At 68.9% G+C, this 18,468-nt stretch carries 18 protein-coding genes and 1 tRNA gene; 6 read left to right on the forward strand and 13 right to left on the reverse strand.

Annotation, left to right across the window (positions count from 1 at the left end):
- Positions 1-62: 62 nt before the first annotated feature.
- The 9 genes from T8T21_RS12590 to rpmH form a co-directional block, all read right to left on the reverse strand.
- The gene (locus tag T8T21_RS12590) at positions 63-557 is read right to left on the reverse strand and encodes a SixA phosphatase family protein (RefSeq protein ID WP_322335824.1); all 495 of its coding nucleotides are present in this window, start codon (positions 555-557) and stop codon (positions 63-65) included.
- Positions 554-1,450, reverse strand: coding sequence for an acetylglutamate kinase (gene argB / locus T8T21_RS12595; protein ID WP_322335825.1), 897 nt, complete (start codon positions 1,448-1,450; stop codon positions 554-556). Before argB ends, T8T21_RS12590 begins: the two co-directional genes overlap by 4 nt.
- Before the next feature lie 22 nt (positions 1,451-1,472).
- Positions 1,473-2,117: a ribosome biogenesis GTP-binding protein YihA/YsxC gene (gene yihA / locus T8T21_RS12600; RefSeq protein WP_322337492.1), complete on the reverse strand. Its 645-nt coding sequence runs from the start codon at positions 2,115-2,117 to the stop codon at positions 1,473-1,475.
- 11 nt (positions 2,118-2,128) lie between these two features.
- Positions 2,129-3,964, reverse strand: a complete 1,836-nt coding sequence (gene yidC, locus T8T21_RS12605) for a membrane protein insertase YidC (RefSeq protein WP_322335826.1) — start codon at positions 3,962-3,964, stop codon at positions 2,129-2,131.
- A gap of 141 nt (positions 3,965-4,105) precedes the next feature.
- Positions 4,106-5,650 (reverse strand): putative bifunctional diguanylate cyclase/phosphodiesterase, encoded by a 1,545-nt coding sequence (locus T8T21_RS12610; RefSeq protein WP_322335827.1) that lies wholly within the window; start codon positions 5,648-5,650, stop codon positions 4,106-4,108.
- A gap of 84 nt (positions 5,651-5,734) precedes the next feature.
- Entirely contained in the window at positions 5,735-6,619 is an 885-nt protein-coding gene (gene ttcA / locus T8T21_RS12615) for a tRNA 2-thiocytidine(32) synthetase TtcA (protein ID WP_322335828.1), read from the reverse strand.
- A gap of 174 nt (positions 6,620-6,793) precedes the next feature.
- Entirely contained in the window at positions 6,794-7,015 is a 222-nt protein-coding gene (gene yidD, locus T8T21_RS12620) for a membrane protein insertion efficiency factor YidD (RefSeq protein WP_183469825.1), read from the reverse strand.
- Positions 7,012-7,413, reverse strand: a complete 402-nt coding sequence (rnpA, locus tag T8T21_RS12625; protein ID WP_407660057.1) for a ribonuclease P protein component — start codon at positions 7,411-7,413, stop codon at positions 7,012-7,014. Before rnpA ends, yidD begins: the two co-directional genes overlap by 4 nt.
- A gap of 11 nt (positions 7,414-7,424) precedes the next feature.
- Entirely contained in the window at positions 7,425-7,559 is a 135-nt protein-coding gene (gene rpmH / locus T8T21_RS12630) for a 50S ribosomal protein L34 (protein WP_017928060.1), read from the reverse strand.
- A gap of 250 nt (positions 7,560-7,809) precedes the next feature.
- Here rpmH and T8T21_RS12635 point away from each other — a divergent pair, with 250 nt between their 5' ends.
- From T8T21_RS12635 to T8T21_RS12655, 5 genes are all read left to right on the forward strand, one after another.
- Positions 7,810-8,568 (forward strand): TVP38/TMEM64 family protein, encoded by a 759-nt coding sequence (locus T8T21_RS12635; protein WP_183469823.1) that lies wholly within the window; start codon positions 7,810-7,812, stop codon positions 8,566-8,568.
- Entirely contained in the window at positions 8,565-9,983 is a 1,419-nt protein-coding gene (locus tag T8T21_RS12640) for a dihydrolipoyl dehydrogenase family protein (protein WP_322335829.1), read from the forward strand. Before T8T21_RS12635 ends, T8T21_RS12640 begins: the two co-directional genes overlap by 4 nt.
- Before the next feature lie 37 nt (positions 9,984-10,020).
- Complete coding sequence (locus T8T21_RS12645) at positions 10,021-11,418, forward strand: sensor histidine kinase (protein WP_322335830.1); 1,398 nt, start codon at positions 10,021-10,023, stop codon at positions 11,416-11,418.
- A gap of 105 nt (positions 11,419-11,523) precedes the next feature.
- A tRNA-Arg gene (locus tag T8T21_RS12650) sits at positions 11,524-11,600 on the forward strand.
- Between the two features lie 170 nt (positions 11,601-11,770).
- Positions 11,771-12,292: a DUF2934 domain-containing protein gene (locus tag T8T21_RS12655; protein ID WP_322335831.1), complete on the forward strand. Its 522-nt coding sequence runs from the start codon at positions 11,771-11,773 to the stop codon at positions 12,290-12,292.
- Between the two features lie 76 nt (positions 12,293-12,368).
- On the opposite strand, the gene T8T21_RS12660 is transcribed toward T8T21_RS12655, so the two are convergent.
- Entirely contained in the window at positions 12,369-13,058 is a 690-nt protein-coding gene (locus T8T21_RS12660) for a tellurite resistance TerB family protein (protein ID WP_322335832.1), read from the reverse strand.
- A gap of 144 nt (positions 13,059-13,202) precedes the next feature.
- On the opposite strand from T8T21_RS12660, the gene T8T21_RS12665 reads away from it, so the two are divergent.
- Positions 13,203-14,339, forward strand: coding sequence for a glycosyltransferase (locus tag T8T21_RS12665; RefSeq protein ID WP_322335833.1), 1,137 nt, complete (start codon positions 13,203-13,205; stop codon positions 14,337-14,339).
- A 3-nt stretch (positions 14,340-14,342) separates the two neighbouring features.
- On the opposite strand, the gene T8T21_RS12670 is transcribed toward T8T21_RS12665, so the two are convergent.
- The 3 genes from T8T21_RS12670 to T8T21_RS12680 are packed head-to-tail and all read right to left on the reverse strand — an operon-like array spanning position 14,343 to position 18,467.
- Positions 14,343-15,269, reverse strand: coding sequence for a galactosyltransferase-related protein (locus T8T21_RS12670; protein WP_322335834.1), 927 nt, complete (start codon positions 15,267-15,269; stop codon positions 14,343-14,345).
- A 22-nt stretch (positions 15,270-15,291) separates the two neighbouring features.
- Positions 15,292-16,419 carry a glycosyltransferase gene (locus tag T8T21_RS12675; protein ID WP_322335835.1) on the reverse strand — a complete coding sequence of 376 codons (1,128 nt, stop codon included), beginning with the start codon at positions 16,417-16,419 and terminating at the stop codon, positions 15,292-15,294.
- Positions 16,416-18,467 carry an HAD-IIB family hydrolase gene (locus T8T21_RS12680; protein ID WP_322335836.1) on the reverse strand — a complete coding sequence of 684 codons (2,052 nt, stop codon included), beginning with the start codon at positions 18,465-18,467 and terminating at the stop codon, positions 16,416-16,418. Before T8T21_RS12680 ends, T8T21_RS12675 begins: the two co-directional genes overlap by 4 nt.
- Between the last annotated feature and the right edge of the window lies 1 nt (position 18,468).

Below are 18,468 nucleotides of genomic sequence, written 5' to 3' on the forward strand. Positions count from 1 at the left end.
CGAGACGGCTCCGACGACCGTCAAAGGGAAAGGGGGCCGCGACAGCGGCCCCCTTTCTCGTTTCACAGATCGGCGGGAATGGCGAAGGCGGCGACGCGGCCCCTGCGGATCGCGGACCAGTCATCGACGTCGAAGTCGAGCACGGTGACCGCGCAGGTCGGGTAGTCCTGAAAGCGCGGATGCGGCGGGGCCGTCTCGGCCAGATCGGCGGCGAGCCGGCCGATGCCCGGGTTGTGGGCGATGATGGCGACGCGGCGCGCCGACTGCCTGCCCAGCGTCGCCAGCAGCTGCCGCGGCGGCGCGTTGTAGAGCATGGGCTCGTGCAGCACGCGCGGCGCCGCGGGCCATTCCGGCAGCATCAGCGCCAGTGTTTCGCGGGTGCGTGCGGCGTCCGAGCACAGCACCAGTTCTGGCACATGGCCGTCCTGCGCCAACCACTCGGCAATGCGCGGCGCGTCGCGGCGTCCGCGCGGGGCGAGATGACGGGCATGATCGGGCTGGCCGGGATCGGCCCAGTCCGACTTGGCGTGCCGGATCAGGATGAGTTCGAGGCTCATGCCTCGTTGCGCGGCTTCATCCGGCTTTCGCTCGAGCGGATGATGGAGCCGGCGCCGTGCTCGGTGAAGAGCTCCAGCAGCGAGGCGTTGGGCAGCCGCCCGTCGAGGATCACCACGGCGCGCACACCCTGTTCCAGCGCCATCAGCGCCGTCTCGGTCTTGGGGATCATGCCGCCAGCGATGGTGCCGTCGGCGGTCATCTGGCGCACCTGCTCGGGCGAGAGCTGGGTGACGACCTCGCCGGAGGCGTCCTTGACGCCCGACACGTCGGTGAGCAGCAGCAGCCGGTCGGCCTTGAGCGCGCCGGCGATGGCGCCGGCGGCGGTGTCGCCGTTGACGTTGAAGGTCTCGTTCGGGTCCATGCCGGTGGCCACCGGCGCCACGACCGGGATGATCCCGGCGGCGAACATGTCGCGCAGGACCTGCACGTTCATCTCCACGGGGCGGCCCACGAAGCCCAGCTCCGGATCGTCGGCCACGGCGACCATCAGGTCGTCATCCTTGCCGGAGAGACCGACGGCGCGGCCGCCCTCATCCATGATCGCCTGCACGATGCGCTTGTTGACGAGGCCGGTCAGCACCATCTCGACCACCTCGACCGTGGCCTGGTCGGTGACCCGCTTGCCGCGCACGAAGGAGGATTCGATGCCGAGCTTGGCCAGCATCTCGTTGATCATCGGGCCGCCGCCATGCACGACGACCGGGTTTACGCCGACCTGCCGCATCAGCACGATGTCACGCGCGAATTCGGCCATGGCGTCGGCGTCGCCCATCGCGTTGCCGCCGAACTTCACCACCACGATCGCGCCGGAATAGCGCTGCAGGTAGGGCAGGGCCTCGGAGAGCGTCTTGGCGGTGGCGATCCAGTCTCGATCCATCTTCTGCGTCCTCATCAGAGGCCCCCGGTTCCTTGCGTCAGGACAGCCCCGCGATGATCGCACGGAGCGTTTCGATCCCATCCCCCTTCTCGGAGCTGGTCAAGACCAGTTCCGGATAGGCAGCGGGGTGGCGGGCCAGCGTTTCGCGGGTCACCGCGAGGCTGCGCTCCAGCTCGGCCTTGCTGACCTTGTCGATCTTGGTCATCACCGCCTGGAACGGCACCGCCGAGCGGTCGAGCAGGCTCATGATCTCTTCGTCGACCTTCTTGGCGCCGTGGCGCGCGTCGATCAGCACGAAGGCGCGGCGCAGCGTCGGGCGGCCCGAGAGGTACTGCTTGAGCAGGCGCTGCCACTTCTCGACCACGGCCACCGGTGCGTTGGCAAATCCGTAGCCCGGCAGGTCGACGACGTAATGGCTGTCGGCGGCGGTGAAGAAGTTGATCTCCTGGGTCCGGCCGGGCGTGTTGGACGCGCGCGCCAGCGCCTTGCGGCCCGTCAGCGCGTTGATCAGCGACGACTTGCCCACGTTGGAGCGGCCGGCGAAGCAGACCTCGGCACGGTCGGCCGGGGGCAGGCCGGACATCGCCACCACGCCCTTGAGGAACTCCACCTCGCCCGCGAAGAGGAGGCGCCCTGCCTCGGCCGCATCGGGCTCGGGCGGGGCGGCCTCCGGAAACACCATGCGGGGGCCGCTCACTTGCGCGGCTTTCCGTTGGCGTTGGCGGGCTTCGCCTCGGCGGTCTTGGGCTTGCGCTTGAAGCCGGACTTGATGTTGCCGAACACGTCCGGCTTGGCACCGTGGCTGCGCATGATCGCGTATTGCTGGATGAAGGTGATGGTGTTGTTGGTGATCCAGTACAGCACCAGGCCGCTGGCAAAGTTGCCGAGCATGAACATGAACACCCAGGGCATCCAGGCGAAGACCATCTTCTGGGTCGGGTCGGCGGGGGCCGGGTTCAGCTTCTGCTGCAGCCACATCGAGATGCCCAGCAGGATCGGCAGGATGCCGAGCGAGATGATCGCGAGGAAGCTGGTCGGATCGGGCGCGTCGAAGGGCAGCAGGCCGAACAGGTTGAGGATCGAGGACGGGTCCGGCGCCGAGAGGTCGCGGATCCAGCCGAACCATTCGGCGTGACGTAGCTCGATGGTGACGAAGATCACCTTGTAGAGCGAGAAGAAGATCGGGATCTGAAGCAGGATCGGCAGGCAGCCCGAAGCCGGGTTCACCTTGTTCTCCTTGTAGAGCTTCATCATGCCCTGCTGCATCTTCTGACGGTCGTCGCCGGCCTGCTCCTTGAGCTTCTCCATCTCCGGCTGCAGCTCCTTCATCCGCGCCATCGAGACGTAGGAGCGGTAGGCCAGCGGGAACACGATCGCCTTGAGGATCACGGTCAGCGCCACGATCGCCCAACCCATGTTGCCGATCACCCCGTTGAGGAAGTGCAGCAGCATGAAGATCGGCTTGGTCAGGAAGAAGAACCAGCCCCAGTCGATGCTGTCGACAAAGCCGTCGATGCCGCCCTCGTTCTGGTAGGAACGGATCGCCTCCCATTCCTTGGCGCCGGCGAAGAGCTGGGTGCCGGAGGTGGCGGTGGCGCCGGGCGCAACCTCGATCGCCGGCAGGACCGCATCGGTCTGGTAGATCTCGGAATTGTCGGAGTAGCGCACCACCGAGCGGAAGGGCGTGCCCGGCTCGGGGATCAGCGTCGTCATCCAGTACTTGTCAGTAAAGCCGGTCCAGCCGTTGCCGGCGACCTCGGCCACGTCGACCCGGCCGGCGCCGCGGGCGTCGGGCTCGAGATCGGGCATGTCGTCGTAGTCGATTTCCTCGAGCGTGCCGTCGCTCATCCGCACGACGCCCTCATGCAGGATGAAGAAGCCTTGGGTGTCGGGCTCGCCGTGCCGGGCCACGAAGCCATAGGGGGCCAGCGTGACGGCCGCGTCGGTGGTGTTCTCGACGGTCTGCTCGACGTCGAACATGAACTTGTCATCGACCGAGACGGTGCGGCGGAAGATCAGGCCCTCGCCGTTGTCCCAGGACAGGGTGACGGGGTTCTCGGGGGTCAGCGTCTCGCCGCTCTCGAGCGTCCAGACGGTGTCCGGGCCGGGTAGAGGGCCGGCGGCGGCGCCAACCGGGGCCCAGCCCCAGACGGCGTAATAGGGCGTGTCGGTGCCCACGGGCGAGAGCAGCCGCACCAGCGGGCTCTGCGGGTCGAGCGTCTCGTTGTATTCGACCAGCGACAGGTCGTCGATTCGACCGCCGCGCAGCGACAGCGAACCGGTCAGCTCCGGCGTTTCGATGGTAACGCGCGGCGCCTCCTGCGCCACCGGGGCGGCCTGTTCGAGGGCGCTGCCGGGGACGGCGTCGCTCGCGGTGCCGGGTCCGAGATTCTCGGTCGGCGCGGTCGACACCTCGTCGATCTCGGGCGAGGGCGCCTGCTCCTCGGGCGGGAAGATCAGGAACCAGCCCAGGATCACCACCAGGCTGAGCACCGTCGCCAGGATCAGGTTCTTGTTCTGATCGTCCATGAAACACCGCCCTCGATCGCCGGAAAAGGTCAGTGGCGGTTCAACAGGGCGAGGGTCGGAAGGTCAAGCTCTTTCGCCTTGGGTGGCGGGGCGGTCGGCGAGCGTATCGCCTGTCGGAACAGGGGTTGCAACGGTCCCGGATCAGATCGCGCGACGCGACGAAAGCGGGGCGGGTTTGGCCTGCGCAGCGCGGATCCAGGCTTCGGTCTCGGCCCGTGGCATCGGCCGGGCGACGCCGAAGCCCTGGGCATGGCTGCAGCCGAGCATGCGCAGCGCGTCGCGCTCGCCGCGGGTCTCGATCCCTTCGGCCAGGGTTTCGAGGCCGAGCCGTTCGGCCATGGTGAGGATCGCCGCGACCATCTTGCGCTGTTCCGGATCGCAGTCGAGCCTTGAGACGAAGGAGCGGTCGATCTTGAGCCGCTGGATCGAGAAGCGGCGGATCGAGGTGATCGCGGCGTGGCCGGTGCCGAAATCGTCGAGGTCGAGGCGGCAGCCGAGGCGCGACAGTCCCGAAAGGTTGCGCACCACCACGTCCTCCAGCCTGTGCGCCACCACGGTTTCGAGCACCTCGATCACCAAGCGGTCCGGCTGCAGGTCGAAACGGTCCAGCTCCCAGGCGAGGCGGTCGACCAGCCGGGGGTCGGCCAGCTCGACCTGGGAGAAGTTGACGCCGACCTGCGGCACCTTGAGTCCGGCGGCGTCCCACAGGCGCAGGGCGTTGAGCCCGTCCTGGACCATCACCTCGCCCAGCCGGCTCATCAGCCCGGCCTGCTCGGCCACGGGCAGGAACTCGGCCGGGGGAATCAGCCCGCGATCGGGGTGATGCCAGCGCGCCAGCGCCTCCATGCCGCTGATGCCGCCATCGCCAAGCGAGATCTGCGGCTGGAAATGGGCGCAGATATCGCCCCGGTCGAGCGCCCCGGCGATCTCGTCCGACAGGCCGTTGCGGATGCTGATCCGGTGGCGCATCGCCTCGGAATAACTGCGGATCGAGGCGGTGCCGCCGCGCTGCGCCTCGATCAGGGCCAGCGTCGCGGCCTGCAATAGCTCGGCACCGCCCGGCTGCTCCAGCCGCTGTGCCAGCGCAAAGCCGATCGAGATGCTGGCATGGACCTGTCCGCCTTCGATCTCGATCGGGTCGGCAACCGCCTGCTGCAGGCGCTGCCCGAGCTGGATCGCGGATTCGAGGTCGAGACGGCGGCTCGAGGAGAGCGCCACGCCGAAGCTGGGTCCGTCGAGGCGGGCCAAGCCGTCATCGCTGCGCAGGCCATCCTGCAACCGGTCGCCGATCCGGCGCAGCACCCGCTCGACCGCCGGGCGGCCATGCCGCTGCTCGAGATGCTTGAAGCCGTCGATCTCGACCGCCATGGCGGCGACCGCGCGGCGTGCCGTGTCGGGTGCGCGCAACATGCGGTCGAGGCGGCGGATCAGCGCGGCGCGATCCTCGAGCCCGGTGAGCGAATCGCGGCGGATGTCGTGTTTCAGGATCGGCCGCCCGAGCGCCGTCGCCACGCTGAGCGGCAAGGCCGCCACGACGAGGGCGGTGCCCAGCCCTTCGCCGGCCACCAGCGCGCCGAGCAGCAAGAGCGGCGCCAGCGCCAGCCCGAGCACCCGGGCGAGCCGGTCGATTCCCGCCCGATCGGGACGGCGCCTCTGCCGGGCAAACTCGAGAACCAAACCGCGCATCGCTGCATCCATCCTGCGGGGGGCCGGGCATCGAGGTACCGGCCTGACAGGGGCGCAGGCTAGAAAAGCGATCTGAGCGCGGTGTTAATGGGCGTCGGGCAAATCGTTCGAATTGCCCTCATCCGGCGCAACGCGCGGTGCCAGCCCGGCAAAGTCGAACAGCGCCGGGTCGAGCATGTGGCTCGGCCGGACCTGGCTCAGCGCGGTGAACATCTTCTGGCGACGCCCCGGCGACCGGCTTTCCCATTCGTCGAGCATCCGCTTGATCTGCTGGCGCTGCAGCCCATCTTGGCTGCCGCACAGATCACAGGGAATGATCGGGTAGTTCATCGCGCTCGCGAATTTCTCGCAATCGGCCTCGGCGACATGGGCCAGCGGCCGGTAGAGGAACAGGTCGCCCTCGTCATTGAGCAGCTTGGGCGGCATGGTCGCGATCTTGCCGCCGTGGAACAGGTTGAGAAAGAAGGTCTCGAGCATGTCGTCGCGGTGATGGCCCAGCACCACGGCCGAGCAGCCCTCCTCGCGCGCGACGCGGTAGAGATTGGCGCGGCGCAGCCGCGAGCAGAGCGCACACATGGTGCGCCCCTGCGGGACCTTGTCCATGACGATGGAATAGGTGTCCTGATACTCGATCCGGTGCGGCACGCCCATCCGCTCGAGAAACTCGGGCAGCACGGTGGCCGGAAAGCCCGGCTGGCCCTGGTCGAGGTTGCAGGCGAGGATTTCCACCGGCAGCAGCCCGCGCCATTGCAGCTCGGTCAGCGCGGCGAGAAGCGTGTAGCTGTCCTTGCCGCCCGAGAGGCAGACCAGCCAGCGCGCGCCGCGCTCGACCATGCCGTATCTCTCGATCGCCTCGCGGGTGTCGCGGATGATCCGCTTGCGCAGCTTGCGGAACTCCGTCGTCTTGGGCGCGCCGGCGAAGAGCGGGTGGATATCGTCGTGGCTGTCGTCCTGGGCGTCGTCGAGCATGATCGGGGCTCCTGTGGATCGGCGGCGATATGCCATGGGGCCGCCTGCGAGGAAAGGGCGCGAAGGCGCGAGGGGCGGGGCATTTCCCGCTTGGAGTGGGGTGCCCTATGTCGAGGGGCCGTCAGGACCGATGACCCACGACGCGGCTGTGGTATCGTCAGTTTCTGGCGGCGATCAGTCCGGCACGTTGTCGATGCCGCTGCCGCCCCAGGGGTGGCAGCGCGCGAGTCGCCGGAGTGTCAGCCAGCCGCCCCTGAGCCCACCATGCCGTTCCAGCGCTTCGAGCGCATAGGCCGAGCAGGTGGGGTGGAAGCGGCAACCATGGCCCACCATCGGCGAGAAGGTGAGCCGGTAGGCGCGCACCGGCAGGGCGATGAGCCGCGCCAGCGGCGTCATGCCTGGGCGTGGACGCGGCCCAGCGCCCATTCGAGATCGCGGCACATCTGCTCGAAATCATGGCTTGCCGTGACCTCGGCCCGGCCGATCAGCACGTAATCCCAGCCGGGACGACCCTTCTCCGGCAGGACCCGGCGCGCCACCTCGCGCAATCGGCGCTTGGCCCGGTTGCGGGCCACGGCGTTGCCGACCTTCTTGGAGCAGGTGAAGCCCACGCGTGTCGGTCCCGCGTCGTCGCCGCGCGGGTTGGCCTGGAGATGAAAGCCGGTCGTGCCCTGCCGCAGCGCGCGCGCTGCGCGCAGGAAGTCGGGGCGCTTGCGGATCTTGTCGACACCAACGCCAAAAGACCCCGGCGCGGCGGCATCGCTGCCGACCACGGGGGTCTTCTGCTCCGTCACCACTTGGGTGATCAGGCGCTCAGCACCTTGCGGCCCTGCGCGCGGCGGGCGTTGATGATCTTCCGGCCGGCCTTGGTGGCCATGCGGGCGCGGAAGCCGTGACGCGACTTGCGCACACGGTTCGAGGGTTGGAACGTGCGTTTCATTGCGCTTTCTCCGTCTCAAGGGGCCGCGCCGTCCGCCGTCCATGCCGGATTCGGGGCCTGCCATCATTCGAAGCCCGTGCCATAGAGACGCGGCGGGGATCTGTCAACGCGGGGCGGCGCAAAACCCGCCGCGCGCCTCGATCACGCCGGAGATGTTACAACTCCTCCTTCTGAATCAACAGCCCGCGAGGGGGCTGGGCGCGGCTGACGCACGGTGCAACTCTCTTGCAGCCGCCAAGAGGATGAGAGCATGACCGTCAAGCCAGCCACGAGTACCGAGGCTCCGAAAAGCGAAGCCCGACAAGGCTGGGCCCGATACGCGCCGATCGCCCTGATCGCGATCGTGGCGCTGGGCGGGGCGTTCCTGCTGCGCGACGTGCTCAGCTTCGAAACCTTGCGCGACAACCGCGACGCGCTCATCGCCTGGCGCGATTCCAACTATCCGCTCGCGGCGATGGTCTTCGTCGGCCTCTATGTGGTGATCGTCGCCTTTTCGCTGCCCGGCGCCACCGTGGCGACGCTGACAGGCGGGTTCCTGTTCGGCACGTTTCCGGGCGTGTTCTACAACGTGCTCGGGGCCACGACCGGCGCGGTGCTGATCTTTCTCGCCGCGCGGGCGGGGCTCGGCCAGCGGCTGTCGCGGGGCATGGATACCTCCGAGGGGCGCCTGAAGAAGATCAGGGACGGCATCCAGGAGAATCAGTGGTCGATGCTGTTCCTGCTGCGGCTGCTGCCGGTGGTGCCGTTCTTCATGGCCAACCTGCTGCCGGCGCTGGTCGGCGTGCGGCTCGTGCCGTTTCTCGTCACCACGCTGCTCGGCATCGCGCCCGGCGCGCTCGTCTTCACCTCCGTGGGCGCGGGTCTGGGTGCGGTATTTGCCGCCGGCGAGACCCCCGATCTCGGCATCATCTTCGAGCCGCAGGTATTGCTGCCGCTGCTGGGCCTCGCCGCCCTGTCGGCATTGCCGCTCGTCATCAAGGCCGTGACCGGCCGAAAGGGCCTTGCATGAAACGAATCGACTGCGACCTCTGCGTCATCGGCGCGGGATCCGGAGGGCTGTCCGTTGCCGCGGGCGCGGCGCAGATGGGCGCGCGGGTGGTGCTGGTTGAGCGCGCCGAGATGGGCGGTGACTGTCTCAACAGCGGCTGCGTTCCTTCCAAGGCGATGCTGGCTGCGGCCAAGCAGGCCCACGCGATGACGGTGGGGGCGGAGTTGGGCATCACGCCTGCGGCGCCCGAGATCGATTTCGCGGCGGTGAAGGACCACGTCGCGCGCACCATCGCCACCATCGCCCCGGTCGATTCGCAGGAGCGTTACGAGGGGTTCGGCGTCACGGTGATCCGCGAGCATGCGCGTTTCACGTCGCCCGACGAGGTGCAGGCGGGTGACACCGCGATCCGGGCGCGTCGGTTCGTGCTGGCCACCGGATCACGGCCCTTGGTGCCGCCGATCGACGGGATTGCGGACACCCCCTACCTGACCAACGAGACGATCTTCGATCTGCGCGAGCGGCCCGAGCACCTGCTGATCATCGGCGGCGGGCCGATCGGTATCGAGATGGCCCAGGCGCATCGTCGGCTCGGCTGCGAGGTCACCGTGATCGAGGGTGCGAAGGCGCTGGGCAAGGATGACCCGGAACTGGCGGGCCAGCTTCTGGCCATGCTGCGCGACGAGGGCATCCGCATTGAGGAAGAGGCCAAGGTCACCGCCGTTTCCGGCCGCCCCGGCGCAATCCGGGTCGACACCGAGAAAGGGGTCTTCGAGGGCAGCCACCTGCTGCTCGCGGTGGGCCGCGAGGTCGTGACCGAGGGGCTCGGCCTCGACGTGGCACACGTGAAACATGGACCCAAGGGGATCGCCGTAGGGGAGGGGCTGCGCTCCGAGACGAATCGCAAGGTCTACGCGGTGGGCGATGCGGCGGGCGGGCTGATGTTCACCCATGTCGCCGGCTACCACGCGGGCGTCGTCATCCGTGCCCTGCTGTTCGGCCTGCCCGCCAAGGCCAAGACGGCGCATATTCCATGGGCCACCTATACCGATCCCGGTCTCGCGCAGGTCGGGCTAACCGAGGCAGAGGCCCGCGACCGCCATGGCGACGCGCTCGAGGTGATCCGGCAGAGCTATGAAGAGAACGACCGCGCGATCGCCGAGCGGCGCACCGAAGGCATGCTCAAGCTGATGGTGGTGAAGGGGCGTCCGGTCGGGGCAACGATTCTTGGGGAACGGGCCGACGACCTGATCGGCACCTGGGCCATCGCCATTGCCAGCGGCCAGAAGCTGTCGAAGATCGCGGGGGCGGTGCTGCCCTATCCAAGCTTCGGAGAAATCAACAAACGCGCGGCAGGCAACTATTTCAGCCCCCGCCTGTTTGATAACGAATGGGTGAAGATGGCCGTCCGGGCCGTGCAACGCTGGGTGCCCTGAAGGCTCCCGACCGCCCGGTGGCGCGAATAGGGACCTGATGCTCAATACCCTCTCCGGTCGTTTCCTGATTCTGACCACGGTTTTCGTGATGTTGGCCGAGGTGCTGATCTTCGTGCCCTCGGTCGCGCGATTCCGTCAGGATTATCTCCAGCTGCGACTGGAGCGGGCGCAGATCGCCTCGCTCGCGCTTCTCGCCTCCGACAGCCTCGATGCCGAGCTGGAGGCCGAGCTGTTGGAGAATGCCGGCGTCTATAACGTCGTGCTGCGGCGCGACGAAGTGCGCCAGCTCGCGCTGTCTTCGCCGATTCCCGAGCCGATCCATGCCACCTACGACCTGCGCGACGGCTCGCCGCTCGAACTGATCCGCGACGCGCTGGGCACGCTTATCGATCCGCAGGAACGGATCATCCGGGTGATCGGCGACCCGGTGCAGCAGGGCGGCCTGCTGATCGAGGTGACGATGGATCAGGGCCCTCTCAGGGCCGAGATGATCGATTACGGGCTGCGGATCCTGCTCCTGTCTGCGGTAATCTCGGTGGTGACGGCGGCGCTGCTCTTCGCGGCCGTGCAGGCCTTCCTGGTGCGGCCGATCAAGCGGGTGGTGGCGCAGATTCGCTCCTATGCCGACGCGCCCGAGGATGCGCGCCGCATCATCGCGCCGCGCGCCAAGCTGCTCGAACTGCGCGAGGCTGAGACCGCGCTGCAGGCGATGGAGACCCAGCTCACCAGCGCGCTGCGCCAGAAGGACCGGCTGGCGCAGCTTGGCTCGGGCGTGGCCAAGGTCAGCCACGACCTGCGCAACATCCTCACCTCGGCGCAGCTCTTCGCCGACCGGCTCGACAGCTCGGAGGATCCGCTGGTCAAGCGGATGGCACCCAAGCTGGTGGGCTCGATCAGCCGGGCGGTGAATCTCTGCGAATCGACGCTGGCTTTCGGGCGCGCCGAAGAGCCGCCGCCGCAGCTCGCCCGGCTGCCGCTGGCGGCGCTGGTCGCCGAGGTGCTGGAAGCCGAGCGGCTGGCGGCGGGCGAGGATGCGCCGGTGGAGTTCGAGGAGCGTATCCCGCCGGGCCTCGTGCTGCGCGGCGATGCCGAGCAGCTGTACCGGGTGCTGTCGAATCTGGTGCGCAACGCGCGTCAGGCGATCGCGGCGACGGGGCGGGCGGGGCGCGTCACCGTCTCGGCCCGCGAGGACGAGGACGCCTGGTGGATCAGTGTCGCCGATACCGGTCCGGGCCTGCCGCCCAAGGCGCGCGAGCACCTGTTCCGGGCCTTTCGGGGCGGCGTCGCCAAGGGGGGCTCGGGGCTCGGTCTCGCCATCGCGGCCGAGCTGGTACGCGGCCATGGTGGCCGTCTCGACCTGCTGCGCTCGGATGAGAAGGGGACCGAGTTCGCGATCATGCTGCCTCGCAGCGCGCCTCATCCCGTCACGCGGTAAGCTTGCCGTGACGGCAGGACGATTTGCGGCCGATGCCTGCGGTTTTTTACGAAAAGGCCCTTGCGCCTGTCAGCCACGAGCGATAGATCGGCCTCACTCTACAGCGGACTGGTAGCTCAGTTGGATAGAGTACTTGACTACGAATCAAGGGGTCGGGGGTTCGAATCCTCCCCAGTCCGCCACTTCCTCCCATCGAGATCCGGTATGACCGCGTGTTCTGAACAGAACACGCGCGGTTTGGCCGTTTGATCCAATTTGTCCGACCTGCGCAGATTCAGCAGGGTGGACCCTCGAATTCCGAAAAAGGCGAGATAGGTCAACGGCAGACGAGGATTCAACCGGGAGGACCCCGATGGCCGATGACAGGGAAGAGCGGATCCGGCAGCGTGCCTATGATCTGTGGCAGCGCGAAGGAGCGCCCGAGGGGCGCGACCAGGACCACTGGCACGAAGCGGTGGCGCAGATCGATGCCGAAATGGCCGAAGGCAACGAGGTCGCGCCCGGTACGGCCGCGGCGGCGGGGCTCGCGGGACGCGGCGACGATCTGCCGCTGAACGCCGACGGTCTCGACGAGATGGATGTCGAGCAGGCACGCGGTGCCGTGGGCGATGGCCCCGGCGAAGAGATCGCCGACACCACCCCGGCCACCGGCACCCGCCGCAAGGCCGCCGCCAAGAAGACCGAGCCCGGCGCCGCGCCCAAGCGTGGCCGACCGAAGAAGGCCGCGAACATCGACGATCCGGCCAAGGCAGGCGCCAAGCCCGGTGGCAACACCAAGGCGGCCGGCGAAAAGAAGGTAAGCCGTCGCGCGGTGCGCAGCGGACCGGAGAAAACCGCCGCGGACTACGCCAAGGGCGCGCTGCGGGACGACTGAGACAGGCAGCCAATATGCAAAAGGGCCGCGCTCCGAAGAGCGCGGCCCTTTCCTGTTTCTTGCGGCATGGCCGTGGTCAGGGCGCGAGTTCTTCGGCCTCGCGCGCCTCTTCCTCGGTGATGCCGAGCCGATTGCGCAGCAGCGTCAGATAGGCCCGGTTGGCCTCGGTCTCCGAATCCACTGCCGCGCGCGAGGCGAGGTAGAACTCGACCGCCGTGTCGTGGTCGTTCACCTGTGCAAGCAGCGTGTCGAGCGGCTTGGGGTTCTCGATCTCGGTAGCCATCAATCGCCGTTCGTCGGCGCTGGCCTCTGCTTCGTCGAGCTGGCCCGAGATACGTTGCCGCTCATCCATCGTCAGGTTGCCGTCGGCGTGAGCGGCCGCGATCATTGCCCGGATCAGCAACAGCGCGTGATCGTCGCTCATCTCCTCGGCGGCCTGCTTATGCGCCGGGTCCGGGGTTTCGGAGGAGGCCCGTGCCTCGCCGCCCAGCGCCTCGGAAATCTGGTCGAAGATGCCGCCCAAGCCGCTGCTTGATTTGGGGGACGAGGCGGCATGCGCGGTCGAGCCGCTCGCGCGCTGGCGCGACTGGTGGTCGCGATAGGCCTGGTAGGCCATGTAGCCGAGCGCCGCGACGCCGGCCTTGCCGCGCAGGCCGCGCCCACCGAGCCCGCCCAGAAGCGCCGCGTTGCCGAGGCCGCCGCGGCGCCGGCCGCGACCGGCCATGCGCGAGGCGAGCATGACACCGAGAATGCGTTTGAGGCTCATGGGACATCCTTTCCGCCTGTGGAACGCTGGGACAACGACCCGGTGCCGCGCTTCGTTCCTGCCTCGATGCGTCTCGCGCCCTTGACCGGGCGGTGGGGCGACGCAGCTTCGGAAGGGCAGACGACGCTCCCGGAGAGGCCCCGCGTGAAGATCGCCCTCATGACCCATATCCGCCACCCGGTGCGCCCGCCCTTCATGGGCGGCATGGAGGCGCATGGCTGGCATCTGGCGCGCGAACTGGCCGCACGCGGTCACGAGGTGACGCTGATGGCGGCGGGCGACAGCGCGCCGCCGCCGGGCGTGACGCTGCACCCGGTGGTCGAGACGCATTACGACACGGTCTATCCCTGGCACGACTACCACGGGACCGACATTCTCAACGACCATCTCGACCGCGCCTTCGCCAAGGCCTGTGCGGCGCTGACGGCGGCGGATTTCGACGTGGTGCACAACAACACGCTGCACCGCTTTCCACCGCGCCTGTCGCGGGCGCGGCGCATCCCGATGGTCTCCTCGATGCACGTGCCGCCCTTTGCCGCGCTCAGGCGCGCGATGAATGACAGCCTCGCGCCCTGGCATATCGCCACGACCTGCTCGGCGCGTCAGCTGACCCGGTGGTGGGACGAGATCCCGGCCATGGCGCGGGTGGTGCCCAATGGCATCGCTCTGGCCGACTGGCCGTTCTCGGCAAAAGGCGATGGATCGGCGGTCTGGGCGGGGCGGATCACGCCGACCAAGGGGACGCATCTGGCGGCGCAGGCGGCCCGGATCGCCGGGGTGCCGCTGACGATCTACGGGGTGATCGAACATCGCGACTACTTCGAGAGCGAGGTCAGGCCGCATCTGGGGGGCGACATCCGCCATGGCGGGCATCTCTCGGGAGAGGCGCTCGCAGAGGCTTTCGCTCGCGCCTCGGCGCTGTTGTTCACGCCGCTCTGGGACGAGCCCTTCGGCCTCGCCGCGATCGAGGCGATGGCCTGCGGGCTGCCAGTGGCGGCGGTGGAGATGGGTGCGGTGCGCGAGGTGGTGGGCGATTGCGGCGCCTATGCGCCCGCCGATGATGCGCGAGCCTTGGCGGCAGCACTGCAGCGGGCGATGACATTGTCGCGTCGGGCGGCGCGGGCGCGGGTCGAGGAGCGCTTCTCGATCGAGGCGATGGTCGACGGCTACGAGGCGCTCTACGCCGAGGCAAGCGCGGCGCGCGGGGCCAATTGGCCCGACATCGCCTATGCGCCGCACGAACTGTCGACGGCCTCGGCGGACATGCCCGCCGGGGCCTGAGCATCACTCGGCGGCGACCGGTCCGGCGCTGGCCACGGCCCGGCGCCGCTCGATCTCGCGGATCACCTCGGCCGAGTTGCAATAGGGGCGGTGGCTCTGATGCCGGGTCAGTGCCAGATCGGCCGCCGAAGGTGCGCGCAGGATGCGGATGTTGTCTTCCTCCTGTGCGATCAGCCCCATCAGCTCGAAGGCATGCAGCCAGTGTCCCATGGTGCGATGCCCCCATTTGGCGCGGAACAGCTCGGCATTGCGGATCACGCTCTCCAGGTGATGCACGGGCGGCATGTGATGCGGGTGGTACTGGTGGTAGGCGCGCGCGCCCTTGGCCCAACCCAGCGCGATCCCAGCTTCGTCCAGAACCCGTCCGAAATCGGTATCCTCGCCGCCATAGCCATGGAAGCGCTCGTCGAAACCGCCCGCGCGTTCGAAATCGGTGCGGCGCAGTGCGAAGTTCAGCGACCAGAAACAGCGGTAGTCGTTGCAGGGTCGGATGCCCTCGGGCGGCGGCCCCTGGCGGTCGGAATGACGCTCGGCCACCGCCTCGAAATCAGGGTAGTCCCAGCCCTCGCGGTTGACCCCGTCGGGCAGGTACATGACCTCACCCATGATCAGACCGTCGAAGGCGGCAAGGTGACGGCGGTAATCGGCGACGAAATCCGGTCCGGGGATGCAGTCGACGTCGAGGAACAGCAGCTCGTCGCCCTGCGCCTCGCGTGCCGCGAGGTTGCGCGCCTGCGCCAACGGCAGGTCATCACTGACCAGTTCGACCTGCCGCACCGGGAAAGGCGCCTCGGGTAGGTCATAGGGGGTCTCCTGCATGCGCACGATCACCAGTTCGGAAGGAAGCTCGGTCTGCCGGGCAAGGCCGCGCACGAGGTTGGCGAGATGCGCATCGCGGCCACGCGCGATGGTCAGGACGGAGGCGGTCATCGGGTACTCCAGGATTTCAGGGTCATTCGGCCACAAGGGCGAGGTGGCCAGCGGGCGCGCCCTCCCAGGCGCATGCGATGAGGTCTTCGAGCCAGTCCGCGGCATGGCGGGCAGCACCCGGGTCGATCAGCGCCCGCATCCGAGCCGCATCATGGCTCTCGAGCGCCGCCTGCGCCGCCGCGCGCCATCCATGCGCTGAAGCGGGCAGATGCGGCACGGCGTGCGCGATCCCGGCCCGCGACAGGGCGCGGGCCTTCTCGTGCTGCTCGTCGAAATAGCGCCATTCGGGCACGGCGATCCAAGGCACGCCCGCGGCCATGATCTGGTGGCAGGTGGTGTTGCCGGTCGAGGCCACGACGAGATCGGCGGCGGCGATCCGGTCGGCGGCATCCTCGACCCAGCCATGGTGGGTCAGGTTGCCCGGCTCGGTCGCGTGCCAGTCCCGCTCCACATGGCCGATCGTGTGCCATTGCCAGTCCGACAGCGCTCGCGCAGCCACGCCGATCGGCGCCTGTGCAAAGCCCGAGCCGCCGCCGCCCGACACGACGAGGGCGATCCGCGCCTCGGGTGGCAGACCGAGCCGGGCACGCGCCGACGCGCGGTCTGGCATCGGCGCGATGCCGAGGCCGCCGGCGAAATGGATCTTGTCCCGCATCCAGCCCGGCCAGCCGGGTTGGGCCAGATCGCGATGGAACGGCGCGAGCAACCCCAGTGCGCCGCGATAGGCCGCGACATGGCCGGGGTCGCTGCGGTCGCCATGCTGGAGCACCTTCACATGCGGCACCGAGCAGATCCGCGACAGCTGGGCGATCTCGGCCGAGACGTCGCAGATCATCAGCGCGGGATCGGCTTCGCGGAACCAGTGGGCGATGGTGCCCATCGCCTCGCGAATGCCGGGCCAACCGACCGGCGCGCAATGCAGCGTGTCGGGCGTGTCGAGATCCGCGAGACCCTGCGCCTCCACGCCGCTCGCCTCGAAAAGCGAGGGGATGGTGACGATGCGGGCGTGATCGGGAAGCGCCGGAAAGATGTCGTCGCGGGCGCAGAAGATCACCAGTTCGCGCGTGGGGGGCAGGGCATGGGCCAGGGCCGCGCAGCGCTCGGCATGGCCGCGCCCTTGGTGGTGGACGAAGTAGCCCAGCGGCCTCATTCCGCGGCCACCCGCAAGGCGGGCGCCTCCGTGACCTCGTGCAGACCCGCCCAGGCGAGGCCGTCCATCAGCCCGGCGGCATGGAAGTGGCGACTGCGATAGAGGCCGGGACGGCGCGGCAGCCGGGCAAGATCCGCATCGGCATTGCCGACCACGATGGCCCGGCCAGCGGCGCGCAGCATGCATTCGTCATTGCCGGAATCGCCCGCCGCCACACAGTTGTCGAGCGTCAGCCCGTATGCGCGCGCCAGATGCCCGACCGCCGCGCCCTTGCCCGAGCGTATCGGCACCACGTCGATCAGCCGCCCATGAGAGGCGATGACCCGTGCGGCCAGCCCGGCCATGTCGAGCCTGTTGCGGATGCGCTGGGCTTGCCGGGCATCGCCGTAATAGCTGAGCTTCCAGGGGCGCTGCTCGATCGCTTCCTGCGGGCGGATGGAGGGGTTGTCGAGCAGGGCGTGGATCTCCGCGCGCCGCCAATCGGCCTCGATCTCGGCGGCCCAGTCGGGATCGAAACGCAGCTGCCCGGTCGCGTCGCGGCGGTAGATCTCGGTGCCGACCGAGGTGATGAAGGCATCGGGCTCGTCGATTTCCCATTCAGCGAGGATGCGCCGCGCCTCGGTGATGCTGCGTCCGGTGGCCACGGCGAAGAGCGCATGACCGCCCGCGCGCCAAGCGGCGAATTCCTCCAACGCGTTCCGGTCGCCGGTCAGGGTGTTATCGATGTCGGAAGCGAGGATGCGCGACGGTGCCGCGAGGCGGCGCGGCGCGGCCAGCTGGGCGACGAGTGCCGCGACCCGCGCGGCCCAAGCGCTCCATGAATAGCTCGTCTCATGCGCCCGTGCCGCGTTTCGGGCCCGAGCATGCAGCGTCTCATCGGTCATCAGCCGCGCCAGTGCCGCGCCGAAGGCCTCGGGGTCGGTCGGCTCGGCGGTGAGCCCGTGCCCGACCCGCGCCACGATGTCGGAGGGGCCGCCATGGCAGGTCGCCACGACCGGCAGCCCCGCCGCCGCCGCCTCGAGCAGAGTTAGCCCGAAGGGTTCGGTCAGCGCCGGATTGGCGAAGACGCCGCGCCGCTCGGCCGCGAGACGGTAGATGCCGCCCAGCGTCGCGGTGTCGTGCTCCTCGGGCAAAGCGACGCGGCCCTGAAGTCCATGCGCCTCGATCGCCCGTTCGATTCCCGCGATCACCCGGCGCTGCTCTTCGCTGCCCTGCCGTCCGGGGCCACGGAGCCCGGCAAGGATGACGAGGTTGGCACGCTCCGCCAGCCCCGGCGCGGCGGCGAAGGCGGCGACCAGCCCGGCGAGGTTCTTTTTCTCGACGGGGCGGGCCACCGCGAGGACGAAGGGCCGCTCCGGCGCGTCGAGCCATGGCGCGATCAGGGCCCGCGCCGCATCGGTGTCGGCACGGGCGGGCAGGGTGGCGCCCGGGGCAATGCAGTGGATGCGGGCGAGATCAGCCCCCTCATAGGCTGCGACTTGACGTTCTGCCTCGTCGCGGGATGAGACCACCGTGGCGCAGGCCCCGGCAATGGCACGGGTCTCGGCGGCGATCCGGCGGGCCAGCTCTCGCGACCGCCCGGTCATGGCCCGCGCCTTGTCGAGCGCCAGCGAATGCGGCGTGTAGATCACCGGAATGCCGAAGCGATCGCGGGCAGCCAGCGCGACGTGGGCGGCGTCGGCGAAATGCGCGTGGATCGCGTCGGGCTTGCGGGGGAGGGTGGCGAGATGTTCGAGGAAGGCGGCGGTAAAGGCCGGGATCTGGGCCTCGAGTGCCTCCTTGCTCAGATAGTCAGGGCAGCCATCGTCGATCCGCAGGATCTCGGATTTCGGGCCAAGCGGCTCGCGGGGCTGGGCGTGGATGGCGCCAAGGTCGGGCCGGTCGAAGCGACGGGTGACGATCTCGATCCGGTCGATGTCGGATCGTTCTTCGAGCGCCCGGCTGGCGGCGAGGACATAGGCGATGTGACCTCCGGTGTCGTCGGTCAGGCCATAGGGGATCGGCGGCGCCTTGAGGCAGCCGCCGAGCGCGATCTGCATCACGAACATC

Source organism: Limimaricola variabilis, from assembly GCF_034371605.1.
GTDB classification, from domain to species: domain Bacteria; phylum Pseudomonadota; class Alphaproteobacteria; order Rhodobacterales; family Rhodobacteraceae; genus Limimaricola; species Limimaricola variabilis.